Below are 19,981 nucleotides of genomic sequence, written 5' to 3'. Positions count from 1 at the left end.
AGTTACCAGGCTCTGTCGGGTAACGAGGAAAAACTAATAAAAAATGGTAACTTACAGCTTATGCTAATAGCGCAGCATTTGTGGGAATTAATTTTATTTCTGATTATTGTAGTCGGGCCGATTCCCTTAAGCTTGTCTCTTGCCTTTGAGAATGAGACAGAAAACAATAACTATTCATTTCCCCATTTTCTCCTCGTGTTCCTGACAGGATGGAGCATTGCACAAGTTTGTATCGGCTTGATTTTAGGAAGTGCCGATCGACTAAATATTGCTGCGGCGATTATAGCAGAAATTCTGATTTGTGCGATCGGCTTCATCCTGATTTATACCAAAAACCACAAAACTTTTACCTTCTCCGAGTGGCAGATTCCCCAACTCAATCAACCTCGGACTCTCTCAGAATCACTAATTATTGTTGCCACCGCTTTGGCTGGATTTGTGCTGTTGGAAACTATCGCAACCAAACCCATAACCAATTATGATTCATTGTGGTTTCACCTGCCTGCGATCGCCCGATGGTATCAAACCCATTCATTTACATTATTAGATGCCACCGGAAATTGGATTTTTGAACAAGAGCAAGCACGAGTATATCCCTACAATTGGCACGTTTTATCTGCTTTGTGTGTGCTTCCCTTCGGAGAAGATTTTCTAGCAGCTTTCCCCCTGGTAATTGCGTGGGTACTTGAGGGAATTGCCGTCTATCTATTAAGCATAAAATTTGGAGCAACCCGAATTCACGGTATGGCAGCAGCATCTTTAGTATTGACAGTACCGATGATGCTCAACCAAGTTAACACCATTCAGCCCGATTTACCGCTAGCTGCAATATTTACAGTCGGCTTGTATCTAGGTTTATCCTATCATAGCGGCCGATCGCAATCGGAACTCTCGCTATTTTTGGCAACCGCAGGAATGCTCGCCGGAATAAAAATCACTGGAATAATCTATGCCGCCTCACTTTTAGGAGGATTAGCAATATTAGAAATTAAAAGATTCGCGGTTAATAAAAAATCTACACCAGCTCATTTGAGAATTCGCCACTTTCTCAAACCAGTGTTACTTGGCGGCTTAGCTTGTTGCTTGCTTTTAGGATGTTTTTGGTATGCGAGAAACTTGCTGCAAATCAATTATCCTGTCGGCGAAGTCGGTGAGATTAAAATTCCCTTAGATCCTGTTTCCTTACCGTCTCCCAAACCTGGGCTAGCACCTCCGGTACAGCAGCAGCCCGCTTCGCCACTTCTAAAGATTTGGCAAAGCACTTTAGCAGCTCAATTTAATCCCAGCAATGTTTCCCACTGGCAAACTGTCGGCTTACAAATTATCATTAGATTGCAACTGCCCTTTATGGCGATCGCGCTTCAGGTATTGGCAGCACCTCTGGCTTTTATCCAGGGTAAAACTAGAATAATTAATCAAAATAATATTATTTTAATTATACTTCTCGCCAGCACAGGAATTCTGTATCTAATTACACCTTACACCTCCGGTACGGCGGGAGATTCGATCGGTAAACTCAGCCCTTTACTGGGTTTTAACCTCAGATACGGCTTTCCCTTTTTAAGCTTGCTGGGCATCGCCGCAGCAGCTACAGCAACTATATTGAAAACTCCAAATCTAGTTGTTCTGATAGTGGTTTTGGTTAGTGGTTTGTTAGGAATTACTAGCAACACAATTTTTGATTATATTAAAAATTCTTCTTTCACCGGAGATAGTATTGTTTGGGGGAGCTTATTGATTGACAATTTTAAGTCTAACCCAATAGAAGCTATTAATACTATCGGGAAAATATTAGGCCCCAGTTTGCCAGATATATTAAGATACCCAATATTTTATCTGGTGTCAGTGACGCTGGCTGCGATATTGTGGAAAATCAATCCTGGCTTAGGATGGCTGAATCATCTATTTCCCACCCGCAAAAAATCGATTTACATAGTGATAATTGGTGTCTTTATCGGATTGATAGTAATTGGTAATTGGAGGGAAAAGCGAGATTTTGCACGCACAGAACTGTATCGTGGTATTTACGAATATATTGATAAAAATACAGTACCCGATGAAAGAATAGGCTTCTTTTTAAGTTCGCGCAGCTACCTGTTTTACGGGAGAAATATGGACAGACAAGTCTTATATGTGCCGTTTAGAGCCGATCGACTTTCGGAATGGATTGACAATCTGCGGCAAAATAAAATTAGGACTGTAGGATTCGGGCCCGTGACAGGGACAAACACAGCTACCAGAAAAGCTCTATCTTGGCTGACAAGTGCCGAGGGCCCGCTGCAACCAGTTTTCGGAAAAAATTTTAATACTGAGTCGGTGTTGTATCGTTTGAAAAATTAAAATATAGCAGTTATAATTCAATACGGTTTAGTGGCGGCAGGGCTGCAAAATCTGGAAAATAGATTTGTGGAAACACCACACTGCTTAATCGGAGGTATAGCGGTAAGCGCGCTGCCGAATAACATCTATTCGACTGGCAGCCACCAACAGATCGATTACCTTTACAGCTACTATAGTGCTATGGGCGATCGCGCGGAATTTTTCAGTTCTCAAAATGCTGGATTTGAAGGCACTAATATTCAGAAAATGCAGGGGGAAAGATATGTGTCTCGCCGTAAATAACCGATCCAAAAATTCCGAATACCGAGTACATTTGGCGTTCGTAGAGATGGATGGCAGTGGGTAAATTATCAGGAACAATATTCTGAACCTGTGCAATAATTAATGAAGTTATCTCGTAATAAAATTAGCTTTTACCGACAGCGTATACAGGGAGAAACCCTGATTCGTTCTAGTTCCTAGACATCTATGTCACCCTGCCAGAATAAATTGCTTAGGATTGCGAATTAAATAACTTACAATTTTAATTGTTATTGTGGGACGGGCGGGACGCCCATCCTTTTTGGACGGGCGGGACGCCCATTCCACAAAATTGTGGAAGTTATTTAATTCTCATTCCTTAGTTGAAAGAATGAATATACAGCATATTCCACGTTCATGAAGTACACTATAAAGCTATATTATGTGGTGTTAATCTGTTTGGTGCGTCGCTCCTTCATATTTGATAAAACTTGCAGATTGACGGGTAGCGACGCACCAAACAGCAGGCGATAGCTTCCATTGTGTACAACATATACATGGAATATGCTGTATTAAAAAAATTCGTCAATTTAAATTTATTATGTCTCCGATAATTGGCAAAAAAAATGATAAGAAAAGCAGAAGAATTAGACGGAGATAAATTTTTAGGGATGGGATTTTTCAAGCATTCCCAGTGCTGCCAGTCAGATATGCCGAATGTGCGCTAAAGAGCGATCGCACAAAAACTGTCGCAGTTGCACACCGATCGCCTCCAGAGAAAAATGAGTTTCCACCCGAATGCGAGCGCGCTTGCCCAATTCCCGCCCCCACGCCCGATCGTCTAAAACCCGACAGATCCCCCCTGCCAAAGCGGTTGCATCCTCACGGGGCACAACGATCCCGCCGTCAGCTTCGCCCCCCTCGAAAATATCAGGCACTCCAGGCGCGTCAGCAGCCACAACGGGCAACCCGCAAGCCATCGCCTCCAGCGGTGCCACCGGAAACCCCTCATGCCGAGAAGGCAAAGTATAAACGTCAGCAGCCGAGAGGTACTGTCGCATCAAAGCGCGATCGCGCACATATTCATTCACCCAAACAATGCCCGAAAGCTGCATCTGAGCGATTCGCTGGCTCAACTCCTCCGCGTCGCTACCAGTCCCCACCAGCAACAGCCGCAAATCTCGGTTGGGGCGATCGCGGCATATCCCTTCCCAAGCTTCCAGCAAAATATCTAACCCCTTGCGGCGGATGTCAATCCGCCCGTGACAGGCGACAATTTCAGCGTCACCGGGAAAACCCAGCAGTTGCCTAGCTTCAGCGCGATCCATCGGCTGCCACAGTTCCAAATCCAGCGGGTTAAAAATGCGGGCAATCTTGGCTGTCGGCACGCCATAGCGACTTTGCACGCGCTGTACCTCGGTTTGCGAAGCAATAATTAAACCCGCGCTCGCTTTGAGGGCGATCGGGCGCGACAAACCTTCCCAAGGACTAACCTGAAAATCGCCCCCCTGAAACGCCGCAAAAACAGGCAGCCCCATCCGCCACCCCAACCAAGTACAAGCGTCGAAGCGCGGGTACTCGTATTCTTGGCAGAGAATCGCTTGGCAGTTTTCCCGTCGCAGTTCTGCCGCCAGCAACCCCAGCGGTGTAGCCAGATAAGGAGTAACGCTTTTCACCCCTGCCAACATCAGACGGCCCAGGCCTCGAACCTCTCCAAACATATCCTGAACCGTCCACCCTTGAGGGTTAACCATCTGGCGGCGGACAGCTTGGTAAAGTTGAGGTGCGGGCAGGGTGCAGATTGTTGCACCTGTGTCTTTGTGGGTGTAGCGCACGGGTTCAGCCACGCTACCAGAGATGCAGAATAACACTGTCCGCACCCCTGCCCGCTGCAGCGCCTCAATGTAGCCAAACATCCAGCCCCCCGTCATTTCGTTGCAGAAAGCTTCAAAGGAAACCCCGATGGTATCTAAAAAATCTTCGATTAAATCGCCCCAGTGCAGGAGGGCGATCGTTGGTTCTGGTTGGAAATTCATAAATTTTATGGCTTCTGCCAAGCTGATGCAGTTTCCGTCCCCAATGATTCAGATTTATGCAGCCAATAGCTTACCCAGGTTACAGGACTCAGAGCAGTACAGAATAATAGGCGCATGAGGGCAGGCAAGCGAGAGAAAGCAAAATCATGGCAGACTACTGTCAGGGGATTGATAAAAGTAGCAGAACTCTGGTAAGGCAAACCGATTAATCCTGTCAGTTCATCGATCCTATAGCCGCGCCGAACGTGACCCCATTCTGCCATCACCTCTGCTTCAGGCGGACAGAGCGGTTTCATCACGCCGTAGTAGGGAAAGCGCCAGTTCTCATTGGGACTGCTCACTAATAAAAAACCCTTGGGTTTAAGCACTCGCAGCGCTTCAGATACAGCTTTTTGGTGGTCGGGAATGTGTTCGAGAACGTCGAACATCGTCACTGCATCAAATGACTCATTTTCAAACGGTAAATTGGTCGCGTCGCCACAGATGAAGCGTACTTTTTCCTGCCGGTTGCAAGGAACATTTGCATATTTAGGATCGAGGTCAATGTTAGTAATTTGCGCTTGCGGATAAAGTAAAGACGTTAAGCCACCTTGACCTCCTCCTACTTCTAAAATTTCTTTAAAGGGCATATCTGGCGAAATGCGGTGAATAGCCCGCATCTTTTCTCGGTAAAAGAATCCCAGGGTCAAGGGCTGACCGAAAGGGTTGCGGGCTAAGAAATTGCCCAGCTTTTCTTTATGTATTTCCGATTTCTTGGTCTCAACAACTGTTGCCATAATCTTCCTATAATTGGAAAAACTATTGATCCTTCTTTACACGATTTTTGAGGTAAAAGCTGACTCCCGCAAAGCAACCTAATACCTCTACCAATAGCGTTCTATTAATCCCTTTAAATCCGGTCAAAAGACCGATTAAAAATCGTTTCACATAATAAAGAGGTAAAATGATGAATAAGCGAAGCAAGTTCCCCCAGTGCTTGTAGCGCCCAAACTGAATCAAAAGGGCCGCGATGTGACCCCGCATATATTGGTACATCTGATGTTTCAAGCTATCGAGATCGCCCCGGTGATAGTGATAAACAACAGGGGTCGGATCGTAGTAGCAAATCCACCCTTCCGCCAGCACTCTGTACCATAGCTCTGAATCTTCACTGCACCCAGATGCCCCTGCACCCAAGCGTTCGTCAAAGTCTCCTAGTAACTCAAAAGCTTCACGCCGAAAAGCCATATTTGCTCCTGCGCCAATGCGCCAAACGGGAACCCCTAGGTGTTTCGTATCCTTAAAAAATTCAGCGTCAAAAGTCAGAGCTCGGTATCCCCAACCAAAGCCAGTATCACCTTTTTGGAATATTAATTGGGCTTCTGTTTCGAGTTCAGCAGGCAGGACGAGGCCGGTTACAGCGATGATCTTGGGTTCGCGGAAGCTTTGTGCAATCCTGGCCACCCAGTCAGGGTGAACGATCACATCGTCATCGGTAAACGCAATAATGTCGCCTGTACAGTGGCGGATGCCAGTATTGCGGGCGACGCTTAAACCAGGGCGAGGTTCTAATACATATTTGACTCCAGGGATCTCAGCCACCAGTTGGCGGGTGGCGTCTGAACTCGGAGCATTATCAATCACGATAAGCTCATGAGCAGGTTGGGATAAATTTTGCAGGGATTGCAAACATCGCGCCAACTGTTCTGGCCGATTTCGAGTGCCGATTACGACAGAAACAGATGCGCTGCTAGTCTGGTTCAAGCGTTCCCGCAGCTTGTCAAGGGGTTGCTCTAAGGCAGTCAGGGCATGAAACTCAGGGGGCTGGTGCCACGCCCGATTTTTTTGGTAAACTTCAGGCAAAGGCGCTTTAAAACCTTGCTCTAGCAGGTGGCTGCCGACTGCAGGCGCGATCGCCAGCGCAGCTAGATTCGCTAGTTGTGAAGCCGAGATTGGCAACTGATCCTCTAAAATCTCCCGTTCGCCAAGGGGGATATTATGCCACCAAAACACTACATATATTCCGGCGTAGTTGGAAATCAAGGGCAATTCAGGAATATTTTCGCTCAATTCGACATTGATAACTTTCCAAGGGTTGCTCACAGAAATTACCTCAAGAAATATTATTTATGAGCTGTTTAGCCAGCTAATTTTGCACGCCCCAATATCAAGCTGCGTTCTTCTGGGCTCATGCGAACCACACGGCTAATTCCGGCCCACTTACCACGGACAAAACTCCCATTTATCTCCACTTCCGCTGGATTCATCCGCCCCAAAGCTGCTGTTAAAGATTGAATCAGGACATTTTGGGAAGCTTTCACCGCATCGATAATAAATTTAAACAGCCAATCTCGATAAGAACCAGACCAGAGAAGAGAATCGCCCAAAACTTGAGAGGTTCCTAGACCATAGTTAATGTCGATCAAGTATTTTTGAGAAGTACGCCTAGCCGGAATAAAGTGTCTTAACTTACAGTCGGGAGTGTACCACAGGTCGTATCCTGCTCCGTAAATCCGCAAAGCGATTTCCACATCTCCCCCTGATATGAGCTTAGTTCCGATGCGATCTTGAAGTAACGGTTTATCTATCCAGCCAGTATGAGCGAGGGCTGCTCTATTCAGAACTAATCCTGCTCCCACTAAACAAGATTTTTTTTCGGGTTCTGTACCGTGTTCTTGTTGTGCGAAGGAGTACCCATAATTCAATACATATTTGGCTGGTAGAGTTTCCCAATCTAAAATTACTCGACCGCCAAAAGCGCCGCAGTCGGGATGAGCTGCTGCAAATCTAACAGCTTGTTCCACCCAATTTTCTGCCAGGAAGCAATCGTCATCTACAAAAGCAATCCAATCAGCAGTTGTATTTTTAACGCCACAGTGGCGGGCATAGGTTAATCCTTGCTGTGTTTCTGATACTGTAGAAAGCTGGGGAATTTGCCCCGTAACTCGATATTTTTCGATAATTTTCTGCGTATTATCGGTGCAATTATTGTCAACTACTAAAACCCTCCACTCTAGGTTTGGTGAAACTATTTGTTGGGAAATAGCTGAGAGAGCTTTGTCTAAAAGGGGAGCATTGTTATAAGTACAAATTACGAGATCGATCGGCGGAAGCTTACTCATATTTAACTATTCTTCCCTGCATTCAATATGAAACATATCTCTGAAAAAACTATCCTAATTTTAGGCAAATTGCTGCCTAATTTTTTCAATTAGTTTTAAAGAGCGGGGATATTCCCCAAACAGACCTACAACACCGCCCCACAACTCGGCTAGAATCATGGGCGGAGGCAATACATGGCATCCTCTGACACTTTGTTGCAACTGATTTAACTGATTGGCAAACCACCAGGCTACAAGCCAGCGCAATTTCGAGCGTTGGCTCGGATCGGTCTGATAAGATTTTACGACAAAAGCCATAAAACCTAAACCCCACGTCCAATACTGGCGGCGCAATTTTTCATATTCCCGGCGGTGTTGGTGAAACACCAGATAGCGAGGCTCATAGACGAGGGGATAGCCAGCGCGAACAACTCGATAAAACATATCTAAATCGCCACCGCCGGGGAGGGGCGCACCTGTATCGAGTGCATCATCAAATCCCCCTAATTTCAGTAGAACATCTCGGCGAAATGCCATATTGCAACCAGCTCCAAATATGCCAGCCCCACAGGGGTATAAGGGATTATAGGGCAAGATTTGACCGTAGCGGATTTTCTCAAAACCGCGTCGAAAGCCTCCTCTGCTTTCAAATAAAATTTGGGCTTCAGTCACTAACTCATAAGGCAGCACTAACCCTGTAAAACCGCCAGCATCAGGATTTTCTGTCCAAGCTTCCCTCAAGCCTTTGAGCCATTGGCGATCGGGCGTGACATCATCGTCAAGAAAGGCTAATAGTTCGCCCGTTGCTTCCTGCAAGGCGCGATTGCGAGCGAAGTCTAAACCGGGTTTTGGTTCCCGGGCATAGCGAACTCCTGGTAGAGAGTCTACCAATTCCTTCGTTCTTTCATCGGAAGGTGCATTATCAATTACTAACACTTCAAAGTAAAGCTTTTCACCGGAAATAGGTGTTTGCAACTTGAGTAAATGTTGCAGGCACCGCGCCAAGTTGTCCGGCCGATCTTTCGTACAAATTGCTACTGTCAGCGGCGGAAAGGAATCGCCATTTTCGGCAGGATTTAGCTCTTCTCTAATCAATTCCTGAAGTAACTTAACGCCAACCTCCCGTTCAATGATTTTAGCTAAATCTTCAGGAGAAAGGACGGTCTTGGGAGGAAGAGGCTGCATGATCAAACCAACAGCTTTATCTTTGCGCCGCACAACTAAGGCAATTCCTGTATCCTCGTCAGAAATTATCAGGCTTGGGAGGGGCTGTGTCACTTCAATGTCAAGGATGGGATAAGGCATAAATAATTCACCAACTTACTCTTAGTTTTTTACTTAGTTTTGTACGTTACGGTGTTGCAAGTGATAAAGCTTGGCGAAGAGGCCGTCGAGTTTCAGCAAATACTGGAGGTTGCCTTGTTCGATCGCCCTGCCATTTTCCATCACAATAATTTTATCGGCATTTTCTATCGTCGATAAGCGGTGAGCAATGACAATGACGGTACGATCCTGGCTGAGCGTATTGAGGGCATCCTGAATCAAGTTTTCGGCAATACTATCGAGAGCATTCGTTGCTTCATCCAGAATTAGAATATCTGGGTTGCGGACAATGGCGCGAGCGAGGGCAATGCGCTGCCTTTGCCCGCCAGAAAGGCGAACGCCGCGATCGCCCACTTTCGTGTCATACCCTTCCGGCAGTTGGCTGATAAAATCGTGAGCATTGGCAAGTTTTGCCGCCTCAAAAATTTCTGCCTCGGTTGCTTCTAAACGCCCATAGGCGATATTATCCCTCACCGTCCCGCTAAAGATATGGACATCTTGGCTGACAATCGCAATTCGTTTCCGCCAGTCCATTAAATTAAGTTCTTTTAATGAGCAGTCGTCAACATAAATTCCTCCTGATGTTGGCTCGTAAAAGCGGCACAGGAGGCTGATGATCGTAGATTTTCCCGCACCCGACGGCCCCACTAAAGCAGTCGTTTGGCCGCGTTTAAACTCGACGGAGACAGCCTCTATGGCCGGCCGATCTTCAGGATTGTAAGTTAAGGAAACTGACTCAAAATAGATCGCCTGCTTCAGCTTGTCAAAGGGAACTGTACCAGAGCGGATGTAAGGTTTATCCGAAGTGTCTAAAAAAGACATTACCACTTCAGCAGAACAGGCGGTAGAGACTAAACCTAACCTCGCGATATCTAGTTGTTGCACCTGCGGTTGCAAGCGGTAGAGGATGAATAAAAAAGTCAGCAGCGTTGGCATAGCTGACTGGTTTTGCAGGAGGGCGATCGCCAAAATTGCTAGCAGGAGGAGTGCGGAAAAAACTTCATAGAGCGGATTGATGAGCCCTCCCAGCATATCGAGTTGCAAAAAGGTGTTTCGCACCTGCTGGGAAGCGCGATCGAAGCGTTCTTGCTCGTAAGGTTCCCGTCCAAAGGAGCGGATGGTTTTCATCCCCCCTAATCCCTCCCACATTCGGACAGCGAGCTGAGAATTGGCGTCTACCGCTTGCTGTGCCAGATGTTTGACTCGCCGCGTCACAAACTGGATGAGCTGTGAGATGAGGAAGAGCGCTATACTGATAATTAAGGTGAGTTGCCAAGAGATGAGCAGTAACAGCGTCGCCAGGACAGTAATCGTACAAGCAGACGTAATCAAGTTAACAAACAAACTCAAAGCTTTGCTAGTCTGCCAACTCTCTGTTGCCAAAATATTCATAATTTTTCCCGATTCGCTGCGCTCTAAGAAAGAATAGCTAACGGTTAAAGTTTGGTTAAAGATTTGGCAGCGCAATCTGTTGCTAATTCGCGAATTTAACCAAGCAAAAAGCAGAGAATTACTATAGACAATCAGGTTTTTGATGAGGATGCTGACTAAAATACAAGATGGAATGATTAAGGCGCGGTAGCCAGCAGGGACACCAGCGAATATCTGGTTCAGAGAATCAATGAAAGAATTGCCAGTTATAGCCTGAGCTTGTTCTTGCTGTAAAGTTTGCAAAAAGGGAATGAATAAGCTAATGCCAAAGCCGTCGGAAAGGGAAGCAAGCATACCCAAGGAAATCATTGCCGGGATAGCCCAAGGATAAAGCTTGAGGAGGGGTAGCAGAGTTCTAATAGCCTGAATTTCTTTTTTCATAAGACAACTCTGCCTTTGTCGGTGGCGTGGCGCTAATTTTTACTTGAGGGAGCGTGTCAATATTTGGTTGATTTCGCTGGACAAGGAGGGAAATTAACTGGTGAAAAATGTTCCCTATCGTTACCATGAATTCGATCTTTTTGCGCCGGAGCTCTACCAACACCTCCCGGCCCATCGGTTGGTTCTCAGAGGATGGCGTATGTTCTACTCTCACAGGTGCATCTAGAGCATCCTGATGTTTCCCAGACTGGGATAATAGGTTTAGAAGGCTCTTTCCCAATACTATGTAAAAGCCAGAACGTAATAAGGGTGAGATGCACTCAGTTTTTAAAGCTTGGAATAACCAAAAGAGCGCGGTGCGATCGCGGCCGTTGCGGCTGCTTTGGTTCGCTAAGTAAAGCAAAAAATTACTGGTAGATAATCGGTGCAGGAAATCGGGAATTTCGGGATGCCGTTGCTTGGCCGCTTGCAGCATCAAAGATTGAGAATTCGCCATTGTCGTATAGTTCGTAGACATAGTGTTATACATTCTGCGATAGCCAATGGAAAATTCCGGCACGGCTCGAAATTGATAAAGCTCTGCTATCCGCAGGTATAAGTCCCAGTCTTCACAACCTTGAGCATTCCTTTCCTTCAATGTCTTGTCATAAACGCCCACTTTTTCCAAACAACTGCGACGGATCGTAGAAGCACTCGCGTTTCCTATAAAGTTGTGGCAGATTAGGGTGGCGTACACGTCACCTTCAATTCTAAAAGACCGGAATCCTCCTGTTAGCAATCCTTTTTCATCCAAGTCCACTGTCCACGAATAGACCACCCCTACTTCTTCCCCTCCCTCCAACATACATTCAACTTGTTTTTCTATGTTTTCTGGATACCAAATATCATCGGCATCAATGGGGGCAATATATTCTCCTCTCGATTTCTGAATTCCTAAGTTTCGAGCAACAGCGACTCCAGAATTTGGCTGTTTCAGAAGCTGGACGCGAGAATCTTTTTGGCAAAATTTTTCGACAATTTCAGGGGTTCGATCTTGGGAACCGTCATCGACTACTAAAACTTCAATTGCTGGATAAGTTTGAGCTAAAACTGATTTCAGAGTTTCTTCAATAAATGGCTCAGCGTTGTATGCAGGGATAATGACTGAGACGAGAGGTAAATTGGGAGATTTTTGAGAATCTGGCTGCATTGGTTTTTAACAATGTTTTTCAAATTTTTTTTCTTTGTAGATTGGCATATCTACCTTACACTCGTCGCAGTCAGGACTTACACAGTCGGTGGAAGAGATAGCCAAGAAACCCCTAATAAAAATTGTACCGCCTTCTCAGTTCAACGTCAATGGTATATAGGACGTATCAATGAGTTGTGCAAAGCAAGAGAATGGTGATAGACTACAACTAAAAGTTATATTCTAAATGATAAAGAGATGCTCCCCGGCCCACAGCTACTTCGTTGAGCAAGGATTTTTATTGTTTCATTGATTACATAAATCCGTGTTCTGCTAAGAATTCGGGTGTAATTGTTCCTAAACTGTTGATTGCGGGGTATTCTTCCCAAGGTTCGGGATGAGATTTTGAGCCGCTGCGGAGAAATTTGGCAACATATTTGCCCAGAATATCTGCTTCTAAGTTTACTAAACTTCCTGGTTGCAAATAGCTGAGGTTTGTCTCACCAAAACTGTGGGGAATGACAGCTACTTCAAACCAATTGCCGTCAGCATCGCAATCTGCCACGGTTAAGCTGATGCCGTTGACGGCGATGCTGCCCTTGGAAACGATGTAAGGTGCGATTTGACGCTGCCATCCCGAATTTGCTGTTGGTGGGGCAGTAAACCGCATCTCCCAAGCGTTGGCGGTTTGGGTTGATGTGGCTAAAGTGCCGATCGCATCTACGTGCCCCGTCACAAAATGTCCCCCCAATTTGCTACCGGCACGCAGGGAGGTTTCTAGGTTCACCCAAGCATCGGGGAACGATCCCAGAGTAGTGCGCCGGAGAGTTTCTGGGGAAGCGACGGCGACAAAACCTTGCGGCAGAACTTCCACTACCGTCAAACAGACTCCATCCACGGCTACGCTGTCCCCAATGGCTAAATCTTGTAAAATCTGGTAGGAGTTGTTTGATGTGCAGGAAATTTGGAAATAATCGTTGCCTAGCGACTTCAGCTTTCCGAGAGATTGAATTAGTCCTGTAAACATAAGTATTTTTCCTTAGTCGATCGCCTATTTACATCAAACCACAGTCACAAACCAGATGCAGGAGCTTTCGCCGTCCCCTCTCCCCCGGAGTCTATCGAAAATCTAAAATCGAAAATCTAAAATTGACAGTCCCCGATCGGTTGCAGATTCAGGCGAAGATCGAGTCATACTGGATTTAGGTGATATTTATGTCCGAGTTCTCTACTGCCTTACAGTTTCTTAATTCTATGAGGCCGATCGAATGATTGAAATGAAAGTCGCTGGAATTGCCTTAGATGCAGCCACGCGCAGTCCTATTGTCCTATTGAGAGACTCTACTGAGCGACGGGCTTTGCCTATTTATATCGGTCAGGAGCAAGCAAAGGCTATTATTAGCGCGATCGAAGGCCACAGGCCTCCTCGACCATTAACTCACGATCTGATTGTCAATTTCTTAGAGGCATGGAGTCTTACCTTGGAGCGCATAGTTATTCACTCGCTGCAAGATAACACGTTCTATGCCGTGCTGATCGTCCGTCAGGGAGAAGTTAAAAAAGAGATCGATGCCCGACCTAGCGACGCGATCGCCCTAGCCCTGCGAACGAATAGCCCCATCTGGGTGATGGAAGAAGTCGTCGCCGATGCTTCGATACCGGTCGATCGAGATGCTGATGAAGCGGAACGCCGGGCCTTCCGGGAATTTATCTCAAACCTCCGTCCAGAGGATTTGATCAAGAGAAGCGGCTTTAGCCCGGGCGAAACTTCCTAAACTTTATGCGCTATCGACGGTTTGGCAAAACGGAGTTGCACCTGTCTGTATTTTCCTTGGGAACCATGCGCTATTTGGCTTCTGAGGAAACTGCCTGTCAGACTGTACAACAGGCAGTGTCTCAGGGAATCAATCACCTGGAAACGGCGGCGGGTTACGGTTGCAGCGAGGAATATCTGGGCGCGGCCCTTTCGGCTGGTTTGTCTGTCGATCGATCGCGCCTCCACGTCACTACAAAAATTTCCCCAACCGAGGATGCAGCCGCAATGGAACGCTGCATCGACGCATCCCTCAAACGCCTGAATTTAGACTATATCGATTGTCTGGCAATTCACGGTTTGAATACTTGGGAACATTTGGCGATCGTGCGAGATCCCACAGGCTGCATGGAAGCTGTACGCAAAGCCCTGGCCGATGGGCTCGTTCGGCACGTCGGCTTTTCGACTCACGGGCCTCTGGATCTGATTTTGGCGGCAATCAATACAGATTTGTTTGAATTTGTCAACCTGCATTATTACTATTTTTTTCAGCGCAACGCCCCGGCAATTGAACTCGCAAAAGACAAAGATATGGGCGTTTTCATCATTTCCCCGGCAGATAAAGGAGGGCAACTCTACACGCCCCCGGAAACTCTCGCACAATTGTGCTCGCCTTTGTCGCCCTTAGAGTTAAACTATCGGTTTTTACTCAGCGATACTAGGATTGGGACTCTGAGTGTGGGGGCTGCAAATGCGAGAGAATTAGAGCAACCCCTGAAATATTGCGATCGCGACTTTCCCCTCACCCACGCCGAAATCGCTGCGTTCGATCGGCTAGAATCGGCTATTGCAGACACTTTGAAAACCGACAAATGCAGCCAGTGCTATGCCTGTTTGCCTTGCCCGGAAAACATCAACATTCCCGAAGTATTGCGGCTTCGCAATCTCGCCGTCGGGTGCGACATGACTGACTTTGGCAAATACCGCTACGCCATGTTTGAAAATGCCGGACACTGGTTTCCCGGCAGCAAAGGCAACCGCTGCACCGATTGCGGCGAATGTTTGCCCCGGTGTCCCGAAGAGTTAGACATCCCAACTTTGCTCAAAGATACTCACCAGCGACTCGGCGGCAAAGCAGGCAGGCGGTTGTGGGATTGAAAAAAAGGTAAAGCATGGAAAAGGTCGATCGAGCCTATCTAAGGATCGCGAATTAAATAACTTACAATTTTAATTGTTATTGTGGGATGGGCGTCCCGCCCGTCCACTCATGACGGGCTTTCAGTCCCATCCCACAATCTTGTGGAAGTTATTTAATTGTCATTCCTAAGTTTTGCAATAATTACGCTAAACTTTGGTTTAACCTGACCTCTTGCACCATTCTGCAGAACAGGCTGGACGGCCTGTTCCACAAGGAATTAATTTCTTGTGGGGAGTAGGGGTTCGGCAGGAGAGCCAGCCCATAAAAACCTTATTGAGAATGGTGCAACATCTCAGTTTAATTGAATTTACGATACAGTCGATCGATAAACTACTTCGTTTTACGACTGTAGTTTTACGACTGTATGTGAGAGCATCCCGATTTTGTAAAAAGCGTTTTTGAGGAATGCTAGTATCTTGCACAGCAAAACCTACATCTAACCGCGAACACTTCTGTGAAAGCACTCATTTGAATGCTCCCAACACACTTTCAATAGGAACTCACAGTATTATATGTAAAAATAACTAAATAATACAATCTGATTAACAGCTAGAAACCGATTTTTTTGAGAATACCCCTGTCATTTTCTGGCTGGGTTGGCAGCAAGAGGCAACAATTTTATGATGAGTGATTAACCGAACTCGATATAAAATCTAAAATCGTTCAACCGATCGCTCACGCCGAAGTCTAACATATAAAATCTAAAATCTAAAATTGATTGATTGCCTTCCAGATTAATTGATGGCCTGTCATCTACAACCGATCCCGCATCTACTACTATGGCTCATACTCAGTTAAACGACAGCCGGCCAAATTGTCTGCAGCAAACTAAAGTTGCGACTTCCGAAAGAAGATTGAAAGCAGCTTTCAAGCCGTGTACCTACAACTTATCTGTTACGAGAAAACAGCTAATCGGACTGCTGACTATACAAACAATCTTGCCCGTCGGACTAACGGCTGCAGCACTTTGGCTAACATCGGCAGTTGGAAGCAATCAACTGCAAAATCAAGCTAAATACGAACTGAGCCTTAGTGAAATTAACTACAATCTCCAACTCGATCGCGCCGCCGACCGTTTGCAAAACTCCTCTGACAGCAAAACGATCGCCCAAACAGCCTTAGCTTACAACAGCGGTAAAAAATTATCATATTTGGAAAAATCTGTCAAGGAAATTCTGGAAAATCAAGTCAAAACAGGGGAAATAGACAGCGCGGCCTTAGTTGGAAAAAATCGGCAGATAGCGGTTAGCGTCAACCCCAACCATTCGGGAAAAAATTTTAACCTGCAAAAAATAGTCGATCGAGTATTCGCTACAAAAAACCAAATTACAGCTACCGAAATCCTTGCCCAATCGGAAGTTCAGGAACAATTCGGATCTTTGTCGCCCGGAAAGGTCGATCGCCCTGTTCTCCTCCACTACGCAGCAATTCCCGTAAAAGATCCCAAAAATCAGACAGTGATTGCTGCCTTAGTGTTAGGAAAAATTATCAGCCAAACTTCGGCAGTTGCTAGCACCGAAACCCTCAATTTAGAGGGCGGCAGATATCAGGCTATCTACGCACCGCTGGCTGACGGCAAATTTGTCTTGGCAAGTTCGCCAGCAGTTACAAAAAACCAACAGTTACCAGACTTGCTGGCAGAGAAATCGCTGCTGAAATCTGCACTCGCCGCCGCAGGCCAACCAGTCGCCGGAAACGTACAAACAAGCAGTCAAACTTATGCAGTAGCTGCCAAATCCATTGGCAATTTAGCGGGAAAACCCGCAGCAATTTTAGTGCGATTTATCCCCAAAACCTCGATCGAAACTTGGTGGGCAAACAACTGGCTGCTGGCAATGTCTGCGACTGCCCTTGTCCCCTTCGCCTTGGGAGTTGCCCTCACCCGCCGGATTGCCAAACCCGCTAACTCAGATTTATCAACAGCAGAGGCGAATTGGGCATTTAACTCCAGCGCCGAACTGTCGCAGCAATCGCGTACATTTGATATAATTTATGACAATTTAAATTTCGGCGAATTTCCCGATTTATTCCCTAAAAAATCTAGTTTAGATGGTCAATTAGCAGTCGATTTTCGATATAAAAAAATTGCGGGCGCAGATCCGAGGGCAAATCCCCACATCCCGCTAACTTTCCAACCCCTAGAATTGCCCGCAAACTCCGTCTCAAACCAGTCGCGGCAGGTAAATACAGAACTAGAAAAAAGCGCGATCGCCTTAAATCTAGTCCAGGAAGCTTGGCAAGACTTAAATCGCCTCAACTGGGAATTGCAGCCAGAAATAGTCGATCGCCAAAACACTCAAAAAGCCCTGCGAAAGAGCGAAGCACTGCTGCAAGCGATTTTAGACAACTCAACAGCAGTAATTTACATCAAAGACCTTGATGGAAAATACCTGCTCACCAACCGCCATTTTGACAATTTGTTCGACATCGCCAAAGAGCAAATAACAGGGAAAACCGACGAGGATATCTTTCCCGACGAAGACAAAACAACAGCCTTGCGAGAAAACGACCTGAAAGTTCTCGAATCGTCCTCGCCCTTAACCATCGAAGAAATCATCCCTCAAGACGACGGCCAGCACACTTATATTTCTCTGAAATTTCCCCTCTGCAACTCCGAAGGCAAAGCTTATGCAGTCGGTACAATTTCTACAGATGTGAGCGATCGCAAACTTGTCGAACTCACCCTAGAAAAAGCCAAAGCAGAACTAGAAATAGAAGTCGAACAGCGCACTCTATTCCTCAAACAAGCCAACGAACTCTTGCGGTTTGAACTCGCAGCCAGAGTCCGCGGCGCCATCACAGTCAGACAAATGACTGCTCAGGTAGCCCGACACGCCAGAACGGTTGACGGGATTCTCGGCGCTTCTCTCGACCTAATTTTTCTAGTAGATCGATCGGGAAGGTACACTTACGTCAGCCGCACCGCCGCTCAAGCCGCCGGCATGAATCCCAGAGAAATGATTGGCAAAACCTGGCAGGAATTAGGCTGGTCGCCAACAATTATGCAGCGGGTTCACCAAGAATGCGAAGGCATATTTGCCACAGCCGAGCCCGTGAAAGGCGAAGTAATAGTCCCCACAGCAAGCTGGGGAACCCGCGACTACGAGTACATTCTGGGCCCGGTTTGTGCGACTGACGGCAGCGTCGAAGCGGTGGTGGCGACACTGCGGGATATCACCGAACGCAAAGACGCTGAGGAAGCGTGGCAGTTGGCCAAAGAAGCAGCAGAACTCGCCAACCGCGCCAAGAGTGCTTTTCTGGCAAACATGAGCCACGAGTTACGCACTCCCCTGAACGCGATTATCGGCTACAGCGATATGTTGGTGGAAGATGCCGAAGAGTTAGGCAATTTAGAGGTAGTCTCGGATTTAGATAAAATTCGCACTGCTGGCAAACACTTGCTGCGGCTGATAGAGGACATTCTCGACATTTCCAAAATTGAAGCCGACAAGATGGAGATTTACCTCGAAAGCTTCGATGTTGGAGGCTTAATCGAGGAGGTGGTAACAACTATCAAACCGCTAATGGATAAAAACGGCAATACTTTGGAAGTATTGAATTCTGACAATATCGGCGCGATGCACGGCGATTTGATGAAAGTGCGGCAGGTAATGCTGAATTTGCTCAGCAATGCTGCTAAATTTTCGGCAAATGGGACGATCGTGCTTACTGTCGAAAGAATTACCAGTGAAGAATTAAAAAATAAATATCAGCCCACAGTTCCTCAAATGTTAATTTTGGATTCAGACTTTTTAGTTTTCCGAGTGACCGACACGGGCATCGGCATGACACCAGAGCAGCAAGAGCGACTGTTCCAACCATTCACTCAAGCCGACAATTCAACTACCCGCAAGTACGGCGGTACCGGTTTGGGACTGACTATCAGCCAGCGTTTTTGTCAGATGATGGGGGGCGATATTGAAGTTACTAGCGAGTTAGATTGCGGTTCTACTTTTACTGTTTTTCTGCCTGCTTCATTGTTTAGGCGATCGGAATTTTAACAATTTTGCAGCAATAAGAGCAATAAGAGCAATAAGAGTCGGCGGTTCTGCGTTACTAGGCTCCAGCCTACTAACGAGTAATTTAAAATTATCTGCGTTTATCCGTGTTTATCTGCCTTACATCTGCGGTTTCTGTATCAATGAATGATTTATGCAATCTTGTCTAATAATTATGATGAATTACCACAACTTTCGCCACAAAAATCAAGTTTCCCGCCGCAGGCACGGCATTTTGACAAAAAGTTTATTTTTGTTCCCGATCGCCTGTTCTGCGTGCCTCGGAGCCTTGCTGTGGGGACAATCTGCGGCATATTCCCAGCAGCCTGTCTGCCCGACTGGCAGCGCTGCTAATTTACCGTCGCCCCCGCTTTCGCAAACCGAAAAAAGCGTACCGAGTCTGTGGTTAGCTCAAAAACTGTTTGGCGGCAAATTGCTCGATCGCTGGTTTGTCGATCCCGGCAATACTTGGGTAATTATCATCGTCAACCGCCAACTTTGGAGTTTGCTCGATTATATGGAACGCTATCAGTTTGTCAACCGCTTCGGCACTGTCGCCAGCGACTACGGTTACAACGTGCGAGTTTGCAACCGTCAAGGCACTGCTTTGGCAGTTTATTCGTGCAAGGGCGATCGGCTTACCTGTCGCATTGATTTAGAATCTCTCTCAAATCCCGGTCTTCGAGGAAGGGTGAAAGGATTTTAGTAGGGTGCGTCAGAAGCCAGTTGTTTCCTGGATAATCGATAAATCAATAGCTGACGCGCCCACATTTTAGCTGACAAATGCAGTTTATAATACGTAGGGTTTGCTGAATAATCGATCGCCCGCAAAGAACAAGTGCGATCGATATCCTCTAGCTCCATTTAAGATGAGTTTTTCTGTATTGATTTGTTTCAAATATAAGTGAAGCTTATTCTCAATCTCAAAACAGGTGTTGTTTGGGCTACTCGACATCAAAACACACAAAAAAACCCGGTACAACCAGGTAGAAAGGTTCATTACTAAAAAAGTAATTGCAATCGCTGTAGAGTT

15 protein-coding genes are annotated in these 19,981 nt (G+C 46.3%); 6 read left to right on the top strand and 9 right to left on the bottom strand.

All coding sequences use genetic code 11. The features are described 5' to 3' along the window. The first annotated feature begins 60 nt into the window (after positions 1-60). The gene (locus QUA50_RS19885) at positions 61-2,340 is read left to right on the top strand and encodes a hypothetical protein (protein ID WP_333266178.1); all 2,280 of its coding nucleotides are present in this window, start codon (positions 61-63) and stop codon (positions 2,338-2,340) included. A 66-nt stretch (positions 2,341-2,406) separates the two neighbouring features. Then, complete coding sequence (locus tag QUA50_RS19880; RefSeq protein ID WP_333266180.1) at positions 2,407-2,622, top strand: hypothetical protein; 216 nt, start codon at positions 2,407-2,409, stop codon at positions 2,620-2,622. 662 nt (positions 2,623-3,284) lie between these two features. Here the strand turns inward: QUA50_RS19880 and QUA50_RS19875 are convergent. The 8 genes from QUA50_RS19875 to ribE form a co-directional block, all read right to left on the bottom strand. Continuing rightward, positions 3,285-4,616, bottom strand: a complete 1,332-nt coding sequence (locus QUA50_RS19875; protein ID WP_333266182.1) for a glycosyltransferase family 4 protein — start codon at positions 4,614-4,616, stop codon at positions 3,285-3,287. Between the two features lie 5 nt (positions 4,617-4,621). Continuing rightward, complete coding sequence (locus QUA50_RS19870) at positions 4,622-5,392, bottom strand: class I SAM-dependent methyltransferase (protein WP_333266184.1); 771 nt, start codon at positions 5,390-5,392, stop codon at positions 4,622-4,624. Between the two features lie 22 nt (positions 5,393-5,414). Continuing rightward, the gene (locus tag QUA50_RS19865; RefSeq protein WP_333266186.1) at positions 5,415-6,698 is read right to left on the bottom strand and encodes a glycosyltransferase; all 1,284 of its coding nucleotides are present in this window, start codon (positions 6,696-6,698) and stop codon (positions 5,415-5,417) included. 35 nt (positions 6,699-6,733) lie between these two features. Continuing rightward, positions 6,734-7,717, bottom strand: a complete 984-nt coding sequence (locus QUA50_RS19860; protein WP_333266187.1) for a glycosyltransferase — start codon at positions 7,715-7,717, stop codon at positions 6,734-6,736. 60 nt (positions 7,718-7,777) lie between these two features. Beyond that, positions 7,778-9,001, bottom strand: a complete 1,224-nt coding sequence (locus QUA50_RS19855) for a glycosyltransferase (protein ID WP_333266189.1) — start codon at positions 8,999-9,001, stop codon at positions 7,778-7,780. A 33-nt stretch (positions 9,002-9,034) separates the two neighbouring features. Further along, positions 9,035-10,831 (bottom strand): ABC transporter ATP-binding protein, encoded by a 1,797-nt coding sequence (locus QUA50_RS19850; RefSeq protein WP_333266191.1) that lies wholly within the window; start codon positions 10,829-10,831, stop codon positions 9,035-9,037. Continuing rightward, a complete protein-coding gene (locus tag QUA50_RS19845; RefSeq protein ID WP_333266193.1) occupies positions 10,806-12,020 on the bottom strand; it encodes a glycosyltransferase family 2 protein in 1,215 nt (404 codons plus the stop codon). The genes QUA50_RS19850 and QUA50_RS19845 overlap by 26 nt, the downstream gene beginning before the upstream one ends. A gap of 292 nt (positions 12,021-12,312) precedes the next feature. Further along, a complete protein-coding gene (gene ribE, locus QUA50_RS19840) occupies positions 12,313-13,026 on the bottom strand; it encodes a riboflavin synthase (protein ID WP_333266195.1) in 714 nt (237 codons plus the stop codon). Positions 13,027-13,267: 241 nt separating this feature from the next. Between ribE and QUA50_RS19835 the strand changes: the two genes are divergently transcribed. The 4 genes from QUA50_RS19835 to QUA50_RS19820 all read left to right on the top strand — a co-directional run bounded on the left by QUA50_RS19835 (position 13,268) and on the right by QUA50_RS19820 (position 19,654). Then, positions 13,268-13,774 carry a bifunctional nuclease family protein gene (locus QUA50_RS19835; RefSeq protein ID WP_333266196.1) on the top strand — a complete coding sequence of 169 codons (507 nt, stop codon included), beginning with the start codon at positions 13,268-13,270 and terminating at the stop codon, positions 13,772-13,774. Between the two features lie 5 nt (positions 13,775-13,779). Then, positions 13,780-14,910: an aldo/keto reductase gene (locus QUA50_RS19830; RefSeq protein WP_333266197.1), complete on the top strand. Its 1,131-nt coding sequence runs from the start codon at positions 13,780-13,782 to the stop codon at positions 14,908-14,910. 819 nt (positions 14,911-15,729) lie between these two features. Then, a complete protein-coding gene (locus QUA50_RS19825) occupies positions 15,730-18,951 on the top strand; it encodes a PAS domain-containing protein (RefSeq protein ID WP_333298819.1) in 3,222 nt (1,073 codons plus the stop codon). A 172-nt stretch (positions 18,952-19,123) separates the two neighbouring features. Then, the gene (locus tag QUA50_RS19820; protein ID WP_333266201.1) at positions 19,124-19,654 is read left to right on the top strand and encodes a hypothetical protein; all 531 of its coding nucleotides are present in this window, start codon (positions 19,124-19,126) and stop codon (positions 19,652-19,654) included. Positions 19,655-19,738: 84 nt separating this feature from the next. Here QUA50_RS19820 and QUA50_RS19815 read toward each other — a convergent pair. Next, on the bottom strand, positions 19,739-19,981 hold a 243-nt coding region (locus QUA50_RS19815), incomplete at its 5' end, for a hypothetical protein (protein ID WP_333433663.1).

It is taken from the genome of Microcoleus sp. M2_D5 (genome assembly GCF_036701935.1).
Lineage (GTDB): Bacteria > Cyanobacteriota > Cyanobacteriia > Cyanobacteriales > Microcoleaceae > Microcoleus.
This window is presented reverse-complemented; position numbering and strand designations above follow the sequence as displayed.